This is a genomic window from Terriglobales bacterium (assembly GCA_035624455.1).
In the GTDB taxonomy this organism is placed as follows: domain Bacteria; phylum Acidobacteriota; class Terriglobia; order Terriglobales; family Acidobacteriaceae; genus DASPRM01.
In genome coordinates this window covers 1-15581 of record DASPRM010000021.1, presented here as the reverse complement: position 1 = coordinate 15581, position 15581 = coordinate 1, and the positions used below count along the sequence as shown (strand labels likewise).

The following is a 15581-nucleotide window of genomic DNA, read 5'->3' as shown; positions in this document are numbered from 1 at the left end:
CGGCCACGCGCAAGACCTGCCCGAACACTAGCCCGCTGACATCCACATCAAGATGACCGGGAATGTCGCTGGGCAGGCATTCGACTTCCACTTCGCGCAAGACCTGCTCCAGAATTCCGCTCTGCTGCTTGACCCCGGCAGCCTCGCCTTTGAGCACGATGGGCACACTCACGCGCAGCACTTTGTCCATGGCGATGCGCTTGAGATCGATGTGCAACAGTGAGCCCTTGATCGGCTCGTATTGCCAGTCCACGATCATGGCCTTGGTCTTTTCGTCGTCCAGCTCCAGATCGAAAATCGTGTTGTGTCCGGTATCGGAGTGCAGAATGCGGCCGATTTGTTTTGGGTCGATAGCCAGTGAACGCACCGGCTGATTGGCCCCGTAGAGCACTGCCGGAATCGAACCCTTGGTGCGAAGGCGGCGGCTCTCGTTTTTTCCTCGCTCCTCGCGCGGCTGAGCTTTCACATGCATGCTTTCGGTTGCAGTTGCCATTTCTTCGAGTCCTTTGCTTCCGTTCCTCAGCTGAATAACTTGCTGACTGAACTTTCTTCATGAATTGACTGGATCGCGCGCCCAATGAGGCCGGCAATCGATCGCACTTCAATCTTGCGCTCCCGCTTGGCTTCTTCCGAGAGCGGAATGGTGTTGGTCACCACCACCTGCTCGATCGGAGACTGCGAAAGTCGCTCAATCGCCGGACCGGAGAGCACGGCATGGGTGGCGCAGGCATAGACCTTACTGGCGCCGCTGTCCACCAAAGCTTGCGCAGTTTTCACCAGCGTGCCGGCGGTATCGATGATGTCGTCGAGGATCAGGCAGCTCCGCCCCTTGACATCACCGATGACGTGCATCACCTCGGTCACATCCATCTCGACGCGCCGTTTATCGACGATCGCCAAAGCCGAATCCATCTTCTTAGCGAAGAAGCGCGCGCGCTCCACGCCGCCGGCGTCGGGTGATACCACGGTCAGATTCGGCAGATTGAGCTTCTTGAAGTAATCCACCAGCACCGGCGACGCGAACAGGTGATCCACCGGGATGTTGAAGAAGCCCTGAATCTGCGGCGCATGCAGGTCGACAATCAGTGCCCGGTCCGCCCCGGCCGTGGTCAGTAGATCGGCGACGAGCTTCGAGGAAATCGGCGTGCGCGGCTTGTCCTTGCGGTCCTGGCGGGCGTACCCGAAATAGGGAATCACCGGGGTGATCCGCCGGGAGGAGGCACGCTTCAAAGCATCAATGAACAAGAGCAGCTCCATGATGTGCTCGTCCACCGGATGACATGTCGGTTGCAGGATGAACACATCAGCTCCGCGCACGTTTTCCTGGATCTGGATGTACTTCTCGCCATCCTGGAAACGGTGCGCCGTGGCCTGTCCACGTTCCAACCCAAGGAACTGGCAGACCTCATCGGCGAGAGCGGGATTGGCGGTGCCGGAGAAGATTTTGAACTTCTCATCCCACCGGCGCCGAACCTTGGTCTCGACCTTGGTTTGAGGCTGCTCTTCCTTCTTAACAGTCGCTACTGTTGCCATCGTGCCTGCCGCCATTGCGGTCTGTTGACCGGGATTGACTTGCTTAGCCACTTCCTGGCCCGTACTCATGCGTTGTTGGAAATCGCGCGCCGGTTTGAATTCCGCTCCGTCCGTGCGAGATTTCCTGTGCTCCCAAATCCTGGCTGGGCGGCTAGGATTCGAACCTAGACAAAGTGCTCCAAAGGCACTTGACCTACCATTAGTCGACCGCCCAGCAACTCAATCGACAAACATCTTGCGGCAATACTCATTCCGCCGCAGCAACCGCGTGATCCGCGCGGTGGTGCCTTTCCCCGTGAGCCTTGCGGCGGCGGCCGCCGCCCTGGAGCTCGCGGAGAAGACTCCATAAACAGTGGAACCGGATCCGGAAAGCGAAGCGTAGGCCGCGCCTCCGGCCGCTAGCACACTCTTCACGTCACGCAGTTCGGGATGCTGGGGAAAGACGACACTTTCGAAGTCGTTTTCGATCCCGGCACGGACGAGGTCGAGAAGCTGTTTCTCAGCCCGGTCCCCGGCCGCAAGGCCAGGAACGCCGGTGAAGGAACCTGCGAGCCAACCGATCATCGACTGGCTACACTCAGCGATTCTATCGGAGGCAGACATGTTGGTCAATTGCCGGGTTTTCTGCGAGTTGGGTTTCACTGGGCGATGGAGGTGTGCGTCCCAATCGGCGAACGCCTGCGGAGTCGATACCGCAACACCGGGCAGGGCCAATACGATCGGCCAGGGAGGCAAATCGGGCAGGGGAAAGACTCGTTCGCCGCGTCCAGTGCCGAGAATCGTGCCGCCCAGCAGGAACAGCGGCAGGTCGGAGCCGACCTCGGCGGCGATGGCGAAGCGGTCTTTGAGGGCGAGTTTCGTCCGCAGGGCGCGCTCGAGGGCGAACATCGCAGCTACGGCATTGGAGGAACCGGCTCCCAGGCCGCCCTGCACCGGAAGTCCTTTTTCGATGGTGATCGTCACTTTGCCGGATTTATTCAGCTTCCGCATGACCCGCTCGGCGACGCGCCAGCAGGTGTTGGAGGAATCGGTGGGCACGCGTGCATCTGAGGCATGCACTTCCAGACCATCGCCGCGGCTGACCTGAACGCGCACGATGTCGTGCAGGGCGATGGTCTGATAGACAGTCAGCAGATCATGAAAGCCGTCCAGGCGGCGGTCACCGATGTAGAGGCCGATATTGATCTTCGCGAACGACCGGACGGTGACGGGCATGGCGCGATGATTGTAACGGCAGGGGTCTCACACGTCTCGCGCGCGCCAACACCTGGGCTCTACAGGTCGGAATCAGAAATGGAAATGGCGGGTGGCCTAGACTAGCGTCGCAAGACAAACTCGAACCGTGGGTGCCCCACCCTCTAGCCCTTCCGTTGGGCGTAAGGGTGGGGTCAGACGGAGCCGCATCTCCCATTCACTCCATTCGTCTCGCAAAGGTCATCTCGATCCCCATTCGCTCTCGTTTTTTGAAGGTCCATTCCGATTCGATCCGCACTAGCCCCTCTTCTCCACACAGCCAGTGACGGTAGCTGCTCCACGGCCACTCCTCTGGGCTCTCCACCAGCCCTCGGATAACCGGATTGCGGTGAATATACCTCAACTTCTACCGCGATCACTGCACGTGTGCTGATACCGCCTGAGTCGAGAAGGCACGCCCACAGCCTAAGGTCCCGATCATGATGGAAGCTGTGATCTGCGTCTCACCCCACCCTTACGCCCAACAGATGGGCTAGAGGGTGGGGCACCCGCGCTGAGTCGTACCTGATTCCGACCTCCTGCTCCCAGGTTTCGAAAAGCGCGAGACCTGGACTGAGCAGGTCAGAATCACGGACGGCAACGCCTCTGCCGCAGTAACTGAGGATCCTTCCAACCGTTCCTGCTTACAATGTCACAGCACACAGCCCCACACCGAAGAGGTTAGGATTGCTTCGTCTGCTGCCGACAATTTGTGCCCTGACTCTGACCGCGATGACGATTGCGCAATCCCATCGCGGCAGCTCTCCCAAGCCTCCGACTGTGTACCTCAATCACGTCTATATCGTTCCCGATCTCGACACCTACGAAGCGGCTCGCACCGATGACTTCCTGCGGCGTGAATTCGCTCCCATGGAGAGCCGCACAACCGTCCGGCGCGACAAGACCTACACGGGGATTTACCTCTATGGGCAAAGCACGTATTTCGAGCTGCTCAGGCCGCCAGAAGCTGGCGATCCCGAAAATCGCAGCGGGCTTGCATTCGGGGTGGAACGCAGCGGGGCACTGCATGAGCTGCGCGCGACCCTCAGTTCTACCGCCGGAGCTAATACCCAAATCCTTCCCATCACCCGCCAGACCGATAGTTCCGAGGTTGGATGGTTTCAGATGCTGGTTACCGATGCTCCCTTGAAGGCCTCGCAGCTGCAGACCTGGGTGATGGAATACGATGCTGACTTTCTGACGAAATGGTACGGCCAGCTGCCGCCCGCGCACCCGAGCATCAATCGCGCAGCAGTGCTGGAGCGCTATACGGCGAAGATCAATCAGAGCCAGATGCGCACCACGGGATTGATGCAGGACATCTCCGAGGTGCACCTGGCGCTCGAAAATGAGGATGCCGACCGGTTCCTGAAATACTGCTATGCTCTGGGCTATCCGGTTGTGCCACAGGGCAAACGCTTCAGCTGTAGCGGGCCAGGATTCCTGCTGGACGTGAGCCGCTTCGATGCATCTGCGCCACCGTCGCGACCGGGCGTAGTGGCCATCGAGTTCCGGCTGCGGCGAAAGAAAGATGGCGAACAGAGTTACCGCATCGGCAACTCCATCTTGCAGTTCAAGGGCACGACGGCCATCTGGACCTTTTAGACAAATTAGATACTGTAAGTTGAAAACGAGAAACTAGCCGAGGCTGCTGGAGGTGCCTTGAATTGCGCGGCCAACCCACCCCCGACAACTCGGGGTCATGTAGAATTAACTGGCTCTCATTTGCGGGGCCCAATGCGCTCGGGGTCAAAACTGCACCCTGGCCGAGTGGTGTCCAAGGAATGGAAATGAAGAAGTTCCTTCTCTTTGTTCTAATACTCCCTGCCCTGATGCTCCTTGCCGCGGTATGCGTGGCGGGGGAACCTACGATAGTGGAAGAAATCGTGGCCCGGGTGAACAATTCCATCATCACACGCCAGGACCTGAATCACGCCCGCGATCAGCTGATCAGCGAAATGAAGGAGAAGGGTGGTACGGCAACGGATCAAGAAATCGCCAACCGGGAAAAGGACCTGCTGCGCGACCTTATCGACCAGCAGTTGCTCATTCAAAAGGCGGGCGATCTGGGAATCACCGGCGACACCGAATTGATCAAGCGTCTCGATGAAATTCGCAAATCTCTGAACTTGGAAAGCATGGAGGACCTGGAGAGAGCGGCGCAGGCCCAGGGCGTCAGCTACGAAGAATTCAAGCAAAACCTTCGCAATGGCATCCTGACGCAAGCGGTCATCGGCCGGGAAGTTGGCTCGCGCATCCAGGTGACGCCTGACGAAATTCAGAAATACTACGAGCAGCATAAGGCAGAGCTGGAGCGGCCGGAGCAGGTGCGGCTGAGCGAGATCCTGATTGCCCCAGTCAAAACTGACCCCAAGCAATCCGGGCAAGCGGCGTCAGATCCCACGCCTGAGCAACTGGCAGCAGCCGAGAAGAAAGCCGACGACCTGCTCGCCGAATTAAAAAAAGGCGCGAAGTTCGACGATCTGGCGAAGAAGAACTCTGACGGTCCTACCGCAGCCCAGGGAGGAGACCTCGGCTACTTCAAACGCGGAACCCTGGCCAAAGAATTAGAGAACCAGACCTTCAACATGAAGAAGGGCGAGTTGACTGACGTCATCCGTACCCGCCAGGGCTTCATCATCCTGAAAGTGGCAGAGCATGATGCCGCCGGTATCCCGCCACTGAAGGAAGTCGAGCCACAGGTCCAGGAAGCACTATATATGGAAAGGCTCCAGCCCGCTCTCCGCGCCTACCTTACGAAGCTGCGCGAGGAAGCCTACATCGATATTAAGCCGAGCTCCGGTTACACCGACACCGCGGCCAGCCCCAATCAGACCAAGCCAGTGATGACGGCAGCCGCCGCGCAAGACCTTCCCAAGGACAAAACCAAGAAGAAGAAAAAGATGGGGATCTTCTAGGGCAGGTGGTGAAAGGCGCGGAAGGCTTTCAGCCCTTCTGCACCCATGTAGCGCTCCAGGATCTTAGGGTCGGTCTGGCGGAGATCGACCATCACCAGGCCATCGAGAACGTCTGAAAAATTCTTGTCTACGTTGAAGCCGAGGAGACGGCCACCCACCTTCACGTATTGACGCAGCAGGATGGGTATACCCTTGCCGTCAGGTTCGATGTCACTGATGGTTTCTGAAAGCGCTTCTACGTCGTGCAGCGCCTGGTGAATCAGCGGCAGATCCCATTCCCGCAGCTTTAACCCACGGAAGGGAATGCGCGGCTGAACGAAGCGGCCGAGATCATCTTGCCGGTTGTCGGCCTCGAAAAAGCGCACAATCAATTCCCGAGACGCAGTGTTATAGCGGCCGCTGACGCTGACAGCGCCCATCAGAATCGGGGCTTCCGGATGTAAGGAAGCATAGCGCGCAAGGCCCTTCCAGAGACACAACAACGACCCGTAATGTTTCTGGTATTCCGCCAGAATGAAGGAGCGGCCCAGTTCGAGCGCTGGGCCGATGCGGTGGAACAGCTCCGGCTGGTAGCGGAAGAGGGTATTGGTATAGAGCCCTTTGCGTCCCCAGCGGGCGAGAATCTGGTCAATGCGACCGATGCGATAAGCGCCGGCGAGTTCGTCCTTGGCTCGATGCCACAGGATCAAATGCTGGTAATGGGGATCGAATTCATCGAGATCGATGGCTTCGCCCGTGCCTTCGCCGACCTGGCGGAAAGTGATCTCCCGTGCTCTGCCGACAGCCTGCAGAAGGTTGGGAATTTGGGCCGAGTCGGCGATGAAGACGCGGAAGTCGCGGTCTTGCACCAGGTGCTGCTCCGGCGGCAGATTACGCACTTCGGCCTGGACCTTGTCGATGGCGGGCGGCGCGGCAATCGGCCGCAGCGACTGTGGCCGGGGAAACAGCGGCAGCGGCATCCGATGCCGACGCAAGGTGTCCCGCTGATGCAGCAGGTAGGTTCGCCAGCGGAGATAACGCGTGGCTTCATCGGCAGAGTGCAGCTTGGCAATCTCCCTGTGCGGAATCGGGCTGCCAATGTGAATTTTCACCGTTCGCCCGCGCTTATTCAACAGTTCGTGCGGCAACCGCACAGTGCGCAGGCGGGGATGAACCAGGCCGAGCAGATGGAAAGGAATGCTGTTTCCGCCGTCGATGAATATGGGAAGAGCGGTCGCTTCCGAGTTGCGGATCAGGCGGCTGGCGGTCGCGCTCCATTGCGGATCGGTCACGCGGCGTTCGCGCATGTGCCAGCTCGCAACTTCGCCGGCGGGAAAGATAATCAGCATGCCTCCGCCGGCCAGCCAGGACATGGCATCTTTCATTCCCTGCCGGTTCATCGACGCGACGCGCTTGCCTTGAAACGGGTCAAGGGCGATGCAGTGTTGCTGGAGTTCAGGAATCTCTGCGACCAGGTAGTTGGTGAGCACGCGCACATCGGGGCGGACGGTCAACGCGAGATCGCAGAGAATCGCGCCCTCCAGCATTCCGAAGGGATGATTAGCAACGGCAACCACCGGACCCGTGGCGGGAATGTGCTTCAGGTCGCTGGGCGCGACCTGATAATCGACGCTCATTTCTCGCAGGAGAGCGTGAAAGATCGGTTCGTCGGGCCTTTGCTGCAGCCGGCGATAAAGGCGCCGCAGGCCGCGCGGGAACAGCAGTCTCCGCACCAGACGGTTGGGGCCCCTGGGGTGTGTAGGACGTCCCGTAAGACTGGCCGACTGCATTCTTTCTTCAGACCGCCCGGACGACGACTGCATAGGTCACACTTACCGCGCTTCTGGTTACGAAATGATTACGGACAAGTGAAAATCCCGTGAACGACCCACCCCAGTAGTTAACCCATATTGTTCTCTTAGCCAATGTCCCTTCGGTGCTATCACTATTGGCACATTCACCACCCGCCAAAATCAGCCTACAGCCGACCTCAGTCATGCACGGGTGCAGATGTGAAGTTTAGACACCGCCAGGACCGGTTTGGAACTTAGAGGAAAGCTCGGCTTAATGGCGGCTACCTGGCAACCCTGCCTGTTCAGCTGCGATGCGCGCCAGCGAGGACCAGTCGTCATCACCCAGCCCATTGGCGATGCCGGCGAGAGCGCGGTCGCGAATTACGCTGGCGGTGGGCATGGGCACGGCGGCAGCCTCGGCTGCCGCCAAGGCCAGGCGGATGTCCTTGAGGCCCAGGTGCAGACGAAAGCCAGCGGGTTGATATTTCTCTTCGGCGATCAGTCCGCCATAGGTCTTGAAAACCGGAGCCGCAAACAAGCTACCGGTCAGTACCTCAATGTAGACAGCGGGATCGACACCATACTTTCGAACGAGGGCAACGGCCTCACCGAGGCTCTCGATAATCGAGGCGATCAGGAAATTGCCGCTCAGCTTCAGCACATTGGCAGAAACGGGATCTTCACCAATCTTGAAGGTGCGCTGACCAAGTGCAGAGAAGAGAGGATCGCATTTATCGATAGCCGTTCGCGGCCCAGCGGCCACAATGAACAGCTTGCCCTCAGCCGCAACTCGCGGACGTCCAAAGACAGGGGCGGAGACGTAAAGCTGCTCGCGTTGCTGATGCACGGTCTGCAGGCGCTGCGAGAGCGCCACGCTGATAGTGCTCATCGAGAGATGGATGGCGCCCTTGGCCAGAGATTGAACGGCATTGCCGGGTTCAAAAAGGACATCTTCCAGCGCATTGTCGTCGGCCAGCATGGTAATGAGAACTTCCGCAAAACGCGCGGCATCGGCGGGCGAGCTTGCTACCTTCGCTCCCGCTGACTGGAAAGGCTCGGTGCGGTTGCGAGAGCGGTTATAAACCGTAAGCTCATGGCCCGCCTTCAGCAGATTTTGCGCCATCGCCTGGCCCATGTTGCCGAGTCCGATGAAGCCTACTCGCATGGATGTTCCTCCTGTCCGGGTTGGATGTTCCCAGAGCAGGCGAAGTAGCGAATTCAGCGGAGAAGGCCATTTCTGTTTATAGCGCTACGGTTGCACATACGTAGTAAGCTGTGGGACGTCGGTTTTGGGTTGGGACGGCACATTTCACGCCGCCATATGGGTTCGCGTCGCAGCCAGCGAGCCCGATTCAGATTCCTTCGAGTTCAGGATGGGGACAGTTGCTGTCGGCAGAGCCCCCTGCCGGGCCACTTTTCCAGAACACCGGTTATGCGCAACGCGCCGGAAATGAACTTCACCAAGGAGGAATGCCTGCAATGGCAGACAAACATTCGGAGAAGTATTCCCGCCGGGATTTCCTGAAAATCAGCGCCTCCGGAGCCGCAGCGGCTAGCCTGGGACCCTATTTTCTGTTTCCGGAAAGGTCACAGGCGCAGCAGAAGACGCTGAAGATCATCCAGTGGAGCCACTTCGTACCTGGGTACGACAAGTGGTTTGACAACACCTACACCAAACAGTGGGGACAGAAACACAATACCAATGTGATCGTGGATCACATTTCGATTGGCGAGATTCCGGCGCGAGCGGCGGCGGAGGTGTCCGCGCAGAAAGGGCATGACCTGTTTATGTTCCTTTCGCCCCCTGCGGCATATGAAAAACAAACCATCGATCACAGCGAGCTGTACCAGGAGGCTCAGAAGAAACACGGCAAGATGGTACCGCTGGCGCATAAGTCCACGTACAACCCGAAGACGAAGAGATATTTTGCCTTCAGCGACTCCTACGTGCCTGATCCGGGCAATTACCGCATCGACCTGTGGCAGCAGGTGGGATATGCGGATGGACCCGACACCTACGATCAGCTACGCGATGGCGCCAAGAAGATACGCGACAAATTCAGCAATCCCTGTGGCATTGGGCTGTCGCAGGAACTCGATACCAACATGGCGATGCACGCGCTGATGTGGTCGTTTGGAGCTTCGGAGCAGGATGAAAAGGGCAACGTCACCATTAACTCCAAGAACACCATCGAAGCATTGAAGTTTATGCGCGCCGTGTTCAAGGAATCGGAGACACCTGAAGTCTTCACGTGGGATCCATCATCAAATAACCGGGCGATGCTGGCGGGGAAGGCGTCGTTCGTGGAGAACGCGATTTCCATCACTCGCGAGGCGGAAAAAAGCAATCCCGAGATGTCGCGCAAGATCGGTCTGCGGCCGGCGCTTAAGGGTCCGGCGGCACGCTGGGCGTCAGAACACGTGATGGATTGTTACGTGATCTGGAACTTTGCCGAGAACAAGGATGGAGCCAAGCAATTCCTGACCGACTACATTGACTCGTTCCACGACGGCTTTCTGGCCAGCGAGTTCTACAACTTCCCCTGCTTCCCGGCCACGGTTCCTAATCTGCACGAGGAGATCTCCAACGATGCCAAGGCTGACCCGCATGACAAGTACAAGGTTCTCGGCAATGTACTGGAGTGGGCCACGAATATTGGACATCCCGGATACGCCAGCGCGGCCATGGACGAAGTTTTCAATACCTTCGTGATTCCCACCATGTTCGCCAAAGTGGCGCGCGATGAAATGAGTGCGGAAGATGCCGCCAGTGCAGCCGATAAGGAGATTCGGCGCATCTTTGCTAAGTGGGCGTAGAACTCGATGGCCATTGTCGAAACCAGGAATCTGACCAAGGTCTTTAAAGCGGGTCAACTCGGGGCGGTGAATGATGTGAGCCTGAAGAGCAACGAGGGGGAATTTCTGGTTTTCCTCGGACCTTCGGGCTCAGGCAAGACCACCTTGCTGCGCATGATTGCCGGCCTCGAGCAACCCACCTCCGGGGAAATCTGGATCGGCGGCGTTCTCGCGAATTATCTGTCACCGCGAGAGCGCCGCATCGCCATGGTGTTCCAAAGTTACGCGCTGTATCCGCATCTAAGCGTGGCTAACAACATTGCCTTTCCGCTGAAGGCCCAGGGTGTGAGGAAAAGCGAGCATCGCAAGAAAGTGGAATGGGCGGCTTCGCTTTTAGGGATTCAGCATCTGCTGGACCGCAAGCCGCGCGAGCTTTCCGGCGGAGAGCGGCAGCGGGTAGCGCTGGCGCGCGCCATCGTGCGCGAACCCACCCTGTTTCTGCTCGACGAGCCCCTCTCGAATCTCGACGCCAAACTGCGGGCAGCGGCGCGCGAGGAACTGGAGCAGTTTCACCGCCGAATTGGCACTACCACGATCTATGTGACCCACGATCAGGTGGAGGCTATGGCGATGGGCGACCGCATCGTCGTACTCCATTTAGGTGTGGTGCGGCAAGTCGGCAGTCCGAAGGAAGTCTATGACGAGCCCGCGGATACATTTGTGGCGACTTTCCTGGGCTCGCCGCCGATGAACCTGCTGGAGAATGGCGACGTCATCGTTGGATTCCGTCCGGAGCATTTGTTGCCGGCGGAGTTGGTGAGCAGCGGTATTCCCTTCCCGTTGCGAGTGATCAACAAGGAATATCTGGGAGCGGAGTGGATTGTGTATGGCTCGCTGAGCGGGCGCTTCGAGAGCAAAGAGGTGGTTTCACGGCTGGGATCGGCGTCGTCGTACGAGGTTGGCGCGACGTACAACTTCGCTGTTCGCGAGCAGGATTTGAAGTTCTTCGATCGCAATACAGAAAAGCGCACTCAAGCCAAAGCGATGGCCTGGCAATGAGTAGGCCAACGCTGGAAAAGCGGGCTGGGTTGCGGCCAAAGCCGAAAGCTGGTCCGTCGGGTGTGGTGGGGACGAAGCGATGGCTCGCGTCGGCAATGTTTCTGCCTGCCATCCTCTACATCTTTGCCCTGATCGGGCTTCCCTTTCTACTGGCCTGCATTTACAGCCTGAGCGACATCAAAGTCGGCAGCGTTGGATATCACTTCATCGGGCTGGCGAACTTCCGCAGCGTGCTCCAGAGCCCAGCGTTTATAAGATCGCTGGGCAATTCATTCATCTTTACGATCAGTTCGCAGGTGCTGGTGCTGGTGGGCTCGACCATTCTCTCACTGGCGCTGAAAGAGCACTTTCGCGGGCGCGGATTCGTGCGCTTTCTCATGCTGCTTCCCTGGGTGGCGCCGATTTCACTCGGCGCGATCGGCTGGAAGTGGATTCTGGATTCTCTCTACAGCGTCATCAACTGGGTGCTGGTGGCGGTGCATCTGGTGAGACCCTTCGACACACCCATGTGGCTGGGCGAGCCCAAGCTGGCCATGATGTCGGTGATCCTGGTGCATACCTGGCGGCTGCTGCCCTTCTCGACCGTGATTCTGCTGGCCGGATTGACGGCGATTCCCAAGGACATTCCCGAAGCGGCCGCGGTGGATGGTGCGGGCTTCTGGCGAACGCTGTTTCAGATCACGATTCCAATGATGCTGCCGATTGTGAACGTGGCCATTCTGTTCGGCGTCATCTTCACCTTCACCGATATGACGGTGGTCTACATTCTGACACGCGGCGGTCCTTACGACTCCACGCAGGTGCTGCCGTCGCTGGCCTTCTTCAGCGGAATCCTGGGAGGCGATCTGGCTGAGGGTGCGGCGATTTCGATGTTTCTCGTCCCGCTGCTGGTGATCGTTGCCTGGGCGATGTTGCGCAGTGCGCATCGCGCGGAGGTGACCTAGTGAGCGCCGCGGGTGGCGCGCGGAAGGTTGTGGAGGGAGTGTCGCACTGGACTGTAGTGGTGGTGTTTTCCGTGCTGCTGGCATTCCCCTTCTACTGGATGCTCATCACCATGTTCAAGCGCACTGGCGACCTTTATAACCTGCAGAACAATCCTTTCATCTTTAGTCAGAAGCCGACGCTCGATCATTTGCGGCTGCTGTTCAACGACACGCTCTATCTGCGCTGGATGTGGAACACAGCCGTGGTCGGCGCGATCGTGGTGGCAATTACGTTGGCGCTGGCGCTCCCGGCCGCTTACGCGCTCGCGAGGCTGACCGGACGCTGGGGGCAACGCCTGGGCATAGGCATCTTTCTTACTTATCTGGTGCCGCCGACACTGCTGTTTATTCCTCTCTCGCGCGTGGTGTCGATATTGGGCTTGCAGGATTCGATCTGGTCCCTGGTGGTGGTGTATCCCAGCTTTACGGTGCCGTTTTCCACCTGGCTGCTGATGGGATTTTTCAAATCCATCCCGCGCGAACTCGAAGATGCCGCGATGGTGGACGGCCTGACGCGTTTTGGCGCTTTCGTGAAGCTGGTGATCCCGATTTCGCTCTCCGGCATTCTCACCGTGGTGATCTTCACGTTTACGCTGGTGACGCAGGAATTTGTGTACGCGCTGACGTTCATTTCTTCAGAAGCGCACCAGATGCTCGGAGTCGGCGTGCCGATTTTCCTGGTAAGGGGTGATGTGTATTACTGGGGTTCGCTGATGGCGGCGTGCCTGATCGCCAGCGTCCCCACCGCCTTCCTTTACAATCTGTTTCTGGACCGGTTTATTTCAGGGTTCACTGTCGGGGCAGTGAAGTAGGCGGCTAGTCGCCGACGGCTGACTCCCGGCTCAGCTTGCCTTGGCTCTGGCCTCGTCCTTGAGTGCAGTCAGCACCTGCTCGGCGTGGCCTTCGGGTTTCACCTTGCGGAAGATGGCTTTGAGCCTGCCATCCGGCCCGATGATGAAGGTGCTGCGCTCGATGCCCATCATCTTCTTGCCGTACATGGTTTTTTCTTTCCAGACGTCGTAAGCCTGAGCCACTTTCTTCTCCGTATCGGCGAGCAGGGGAAAGGGCAGGCTGAACTTGTCGATGAATTTCTTCTGTGCTTCCGGCTGGTCGGGCGAGACGCCCAGGATCACCGCGCCCGCCTTGCGGATTTTGGCGTAGTCGTCGCGGAATTCGCAGGCTTCCTTGGTACAGCCGGGAGTATCGGCCCGAGGATAAAAATATAGAACTACGGTTTGACCTTTGAAGTCCTTCAATGAAACCTTTTCCCCGTTCTGATCATTCAAACTAAATTCAGGAGCTTTATCATTAACCTGCATGCTTTTGCCTCCGTATGGCTCAAAGATGATAAATCACCGGCGCGCGATCGCGCTGGTGCTGGCGGCGCTGCTGCTGCCTGGTGCCGTTTGGGCCCAATCCAGCCGCACCCGTAAGCAACGTGGCCCGCGGGCTATTGCGATCCTGGAATGGACTGCCGAAGGACCGCGGCTCGTGCCGGTCACGATCCTGGTGGAAGGCAAGTACTGGGACGCGTCGTCCTACCTGGCGCATCCGGTGCCGATGGCGCTGGAGCCGGAGACGGTTTACGAGCTGATGAGCACCGGCGAGTCGGAAGGATTGTTCACCATTACTCAAGCGAAGGAGCTGCCCGGTGGCGTTTGGTTCGGTGAAGGCCGCCTGCAAACGAAGGCGGAACTGGAGCGCCCCAAACCCAAGGCGCCTGATACCGTAGTGGTGAACACCGAAGACAAGCCGCCGCTGCTGAGAAGATCGCGATCGGGCAGAGGAGGTGGCCAAGCGCCGATCCCTACACCCGTACCGACTTCTGGACCTGGCACGGCTCCCCCGAGTTCAGGACCAACTCAGTCGCCAGCGCCGCCGGCTCCGCCTCCTTCTGGGGATGGGAAAAGCGGAACCGAGACGGGCTCCACGTCCAATCCCGAAGACCAGCCGCCGGTTTTGAAAAAGCCTGCTGAGGATAAGAGCACCGCGAGCACGGACACGTCCTCGCAATCGAGTTCACCGCAGCAATCGGATTCAGCGCAAACCGGGGCCAGCGACGATTCCGGGCGTCCGATCCTGAAGCGGGGTATACCCTCGGGCGGAGAGCAAGCGCAGGCTTTAGGTAAGGAGCAGAGTACGCATGGTAAGTCGCAGGGCACCACAGGCCCGCAGCAGACCGCAAAAACAAAAGAGACAGCCAAGAAAAATGCGCCTCCAACCGGGATCAAGCCCGTGATGGTAGCTATTTCCGACGCCAGTCCAACCGCGGCCCACCCGTATACCTGGGTGTGGAAGGAAAGCGAAAAGCCGCGGCTGACCAAGGAAGTCGAGGATATGGCCTGGACCGAAATCAGGGTGTACGCAAAACAGCATCCTGAAATCTCGCCCTCGGGAAAGCTGGACGATCTCCAGATCAACGCCTTTGACCTGAATTACAGCAACGAAGCCCAACTCGTATTGACGGCAAAGGTGTCGCCAGCGGCCGCTATCCCTAGCCGATCTGGAAGCCGCGCCAAGCCCGGTGCGCCACCGCAGAGTGCGCCTCCGGCTTCGCCATTCAGCAAGCCAGTAGAGATCTACATCGCTTTGGTCGCACGGCAAAATATCAACGGCGAGCTGCGGAAGGTATTTTCATCAGTCACCGACAGCCGGCGGCTGGACGTCACGCCACGGCTCGAACTGATTGACGCGGTCGACGCCGACGGCAGCGGGCCGGGGGCTCTGCTGTTCCGACAGATTTCCGATCGCGGCTCAAGTTACATTCTCTACCGCGTCAGCCTGGATGCCATGACTCCGCTATTTGATGGCGCGGCGCCGGAATCGTAAGACAAGGCGCGCCTTCGGCCTTCCCCGCCTCCTGCTCAGATGACGAAGTCGCTTCCTGCATTTAGAATCCCGCCACTACGCAGGTGAGGGAAACTTAATGCTCCGACTGCTCATAGGATTATCTCTGGCTTTTTGTCTTTCGGTCGCGGCTCAGCAACGCGACTTCAGCAAAGTAGAGATCAAGGTTCAGAAAGTTGCAGGCTCGGTGTACATGCTGACCGGCGCGGGCGGCAACATCGGCGTTTCGGTAGGAGACGACGGAATCGTGGTTGTCGACGATCAGTACGCGCCACTGGCGCCGAAGATTGAAGCTGCGCTGAAGGGAATTACGGACAAGCCGGTGCGCTTCGTCATCAACACCCATTGGCACAGCGACCACGTTGGGGGCAACGCGTATTTCCAGAAACAGGGTCCGGTGATCGCGCACGAGAATGTACGCAAACGCATGGAGAGCGGCG

Annotated in this window: 14 protein-coding genes and 1 tRNA gene; 8 read left to right on the top strand and 7 right to left on the bottom strand. The window is 58.6% G+C overall.

What is annotated here, in order from left to right; translation table 11 throughout:
* The 4 genes from VEG30_02110 to VEG30_02095 form a co-directional block, all read right to left on the bottom strand.
* The coding region (locus tag VEG30_02110) for a 50S ribosomal protein L25 (protein ID HXZ78692.1) at positions 1-493 on the bottom strand (493 nt) is incomplete at its 3' end.
* 26 nt (positions 494-519) lie between these two features.
* A complete protein-coding gene (locus VEG30_02105; GenBank protein HXZ78691.1) occupies positions 520-1602 on the bottom strand; it encodes a ribose-phosphate pyrophosphokinase in 1083 nt (360 codons plus the stop codon).
* 71 nt (positions 1603-1673) lie between these two features.
* A tRNA-Gln gene (locus tag VEG30_02100) sits at positions 1674-1747 on the bottom strand.
* A 5-nt stretch (positions 1748-1752) separates the two neighbouring features.
* Complete coding sequence (locus VEG30_02095) at positions 1753-2748, bottom strand: 4-(cytidine 5'-diphospho)-2-C-methyl-D-erythritol kinase (GenBank protein ID HXZ78690.1); 996 nt, start codon at positions 2746-2748, stop codon at positions 1753-1755.
* 705 nt (positions 2749-3453) lie between these two features.
* On the opposite strand from VEG30_02095, the gene VEG30_02090 reads away from it, so the two are divergent.
* Entirely contained in the window at positions 3454-4371 is a 918-nt protein-coding gene (locus VEG30_02090) for a DUF5829 family protein (GenBank protein HXZ78689.1), read from the top strand.
* Positions 4372-4556: 185 nt separating this feature from the next.
* Complete coding sequence (locus VEG30_02085) at positions 4557-5684, top strand: peptidylprolyl isomerase (GenBank protein ID HXZ78688.1); 1128 nt, start codon at positions 4557-4559, stop codon at positions 5682-5684.
* Here VEG30_02085 and VEG30_02080 read toward each other — a convergent pair.
* Positions 5681-7453, bottom strand: a complete 1773-nt coding sequence (locus VEG30_02080) for a lysophospholipid acyltransferase family protein (protein ID HXZ78687.1) — start codon at positions 7451-7453, stop codon at positions 5681-5683. The two genes, VEG30_02085 and VEG30_02080, sit on opposite strands and share 4 nt — an antisense overlap.
* 274 nt (positions 7454-7727) lie before the next feature.
* Complete coding sequence (locus VEG30_02075) at positions 7728-8621, bottom strand: NAD(P)-dependent oxidoreductase (GenBank protein ID HXZ78686.1); 894 nt, start codon at positions 8619-8621, stop codon at positions 7728-7730.
* A gap of 314 nt (positions 8622-8935) precedes the next feature.
* On the opposite strand from VEG30_02075, the gene VEG30_02070 reads away from it, so the two are divergent.
* Genes VEG30_02070 through VEG30_02055 form a run of 4 tightly spaced genes read left to right on the top strand, consistent with a single transcriptional unit; the run spans position 8936 to position 13106 of the window.
* On the top strand, positions 8936-10273 hold the full coding sequence (locus VEG30_02070) for an extracellular solute-binding protein (protein ID HXZ78685.1): 1338 nt from the start codon (positions 8936-8938) through the stop codon (positions 10271-10273).
* A 6-nt stretch (positions 10274-10279) separates the two neighbouring features.
* The gene (locus VEG30_02065) at positions 10280-11311 is read left to right on the top strand and encodes an ABC transporter ATP-binding protein (GenBank protein HXZ78684.1); all 1032 of its coding nucleotides are present in this window, start codon (positions 10280-10282) and stop codon (positions 11309-11311) included.
* Complete coding sequence (locus tag VEG30_02060) at positions 11308-12255, top strand: sugar ABC transporter permease (protein HXZ78683.1); 948 nt, start codon at positions 11308-11310, stop codon at positions 12253-12255. Before VEG30_02065 ends, VEG30_02060 begins: the two co-directional genes overlap by 4 nt.
* A complete protein-coding gene (locus VEG30_02055) occupies positions 12255-13106 on the top strand; it encodes a carbohydrate ABC transporter permease (protein ID HXZ78682.1) in 852 nt (283 codons plus the stop codon). The genes VEG30_02060 and VEG30_02055 overlap by 1 nt, the downstream gene beginning before the upstream one ends.
* 30 nt (positions 13107-13136) lie before the next feature.
* On the opposite strand, the gene bcp is transcribed toward VEG30_02055, so the two are convergent.
* Positions 13137-13613, bottom strand: coding sequence for a thioredoxin-dependent thiol peroxidase (gene bcp / locus VEG30_02050; GenBank protein HXZ78681.1), 477 nt, complete (start codon positions 13611-13613; stop codon positions 13137-13139).
* Positions 13614-13638: 25 nt separating this feature from the next.
* Here bcp and VEG30_02045 point away from each other — a divergent pair, with 25 nt between their 5' ends.
* Positions 13639-15123: a hypothetical protein gene (locus VEG30_02045; protein ID HXZ78680.1), complete on the top strand. Its 1485-nt coding sequence runs from the start codon at positions 13639-13641 to the stop codon at positions 15121-15123.
* Between the two features lie 97 nt (positions 15124-15220).
* The coding region (locus VEG30_02040; GenBank protein ID HXZ78679.1) for an MBL fold metallo-hydrolase at positions 15221-15581 on the top strand (361 nt) is incomplete at its 3' end.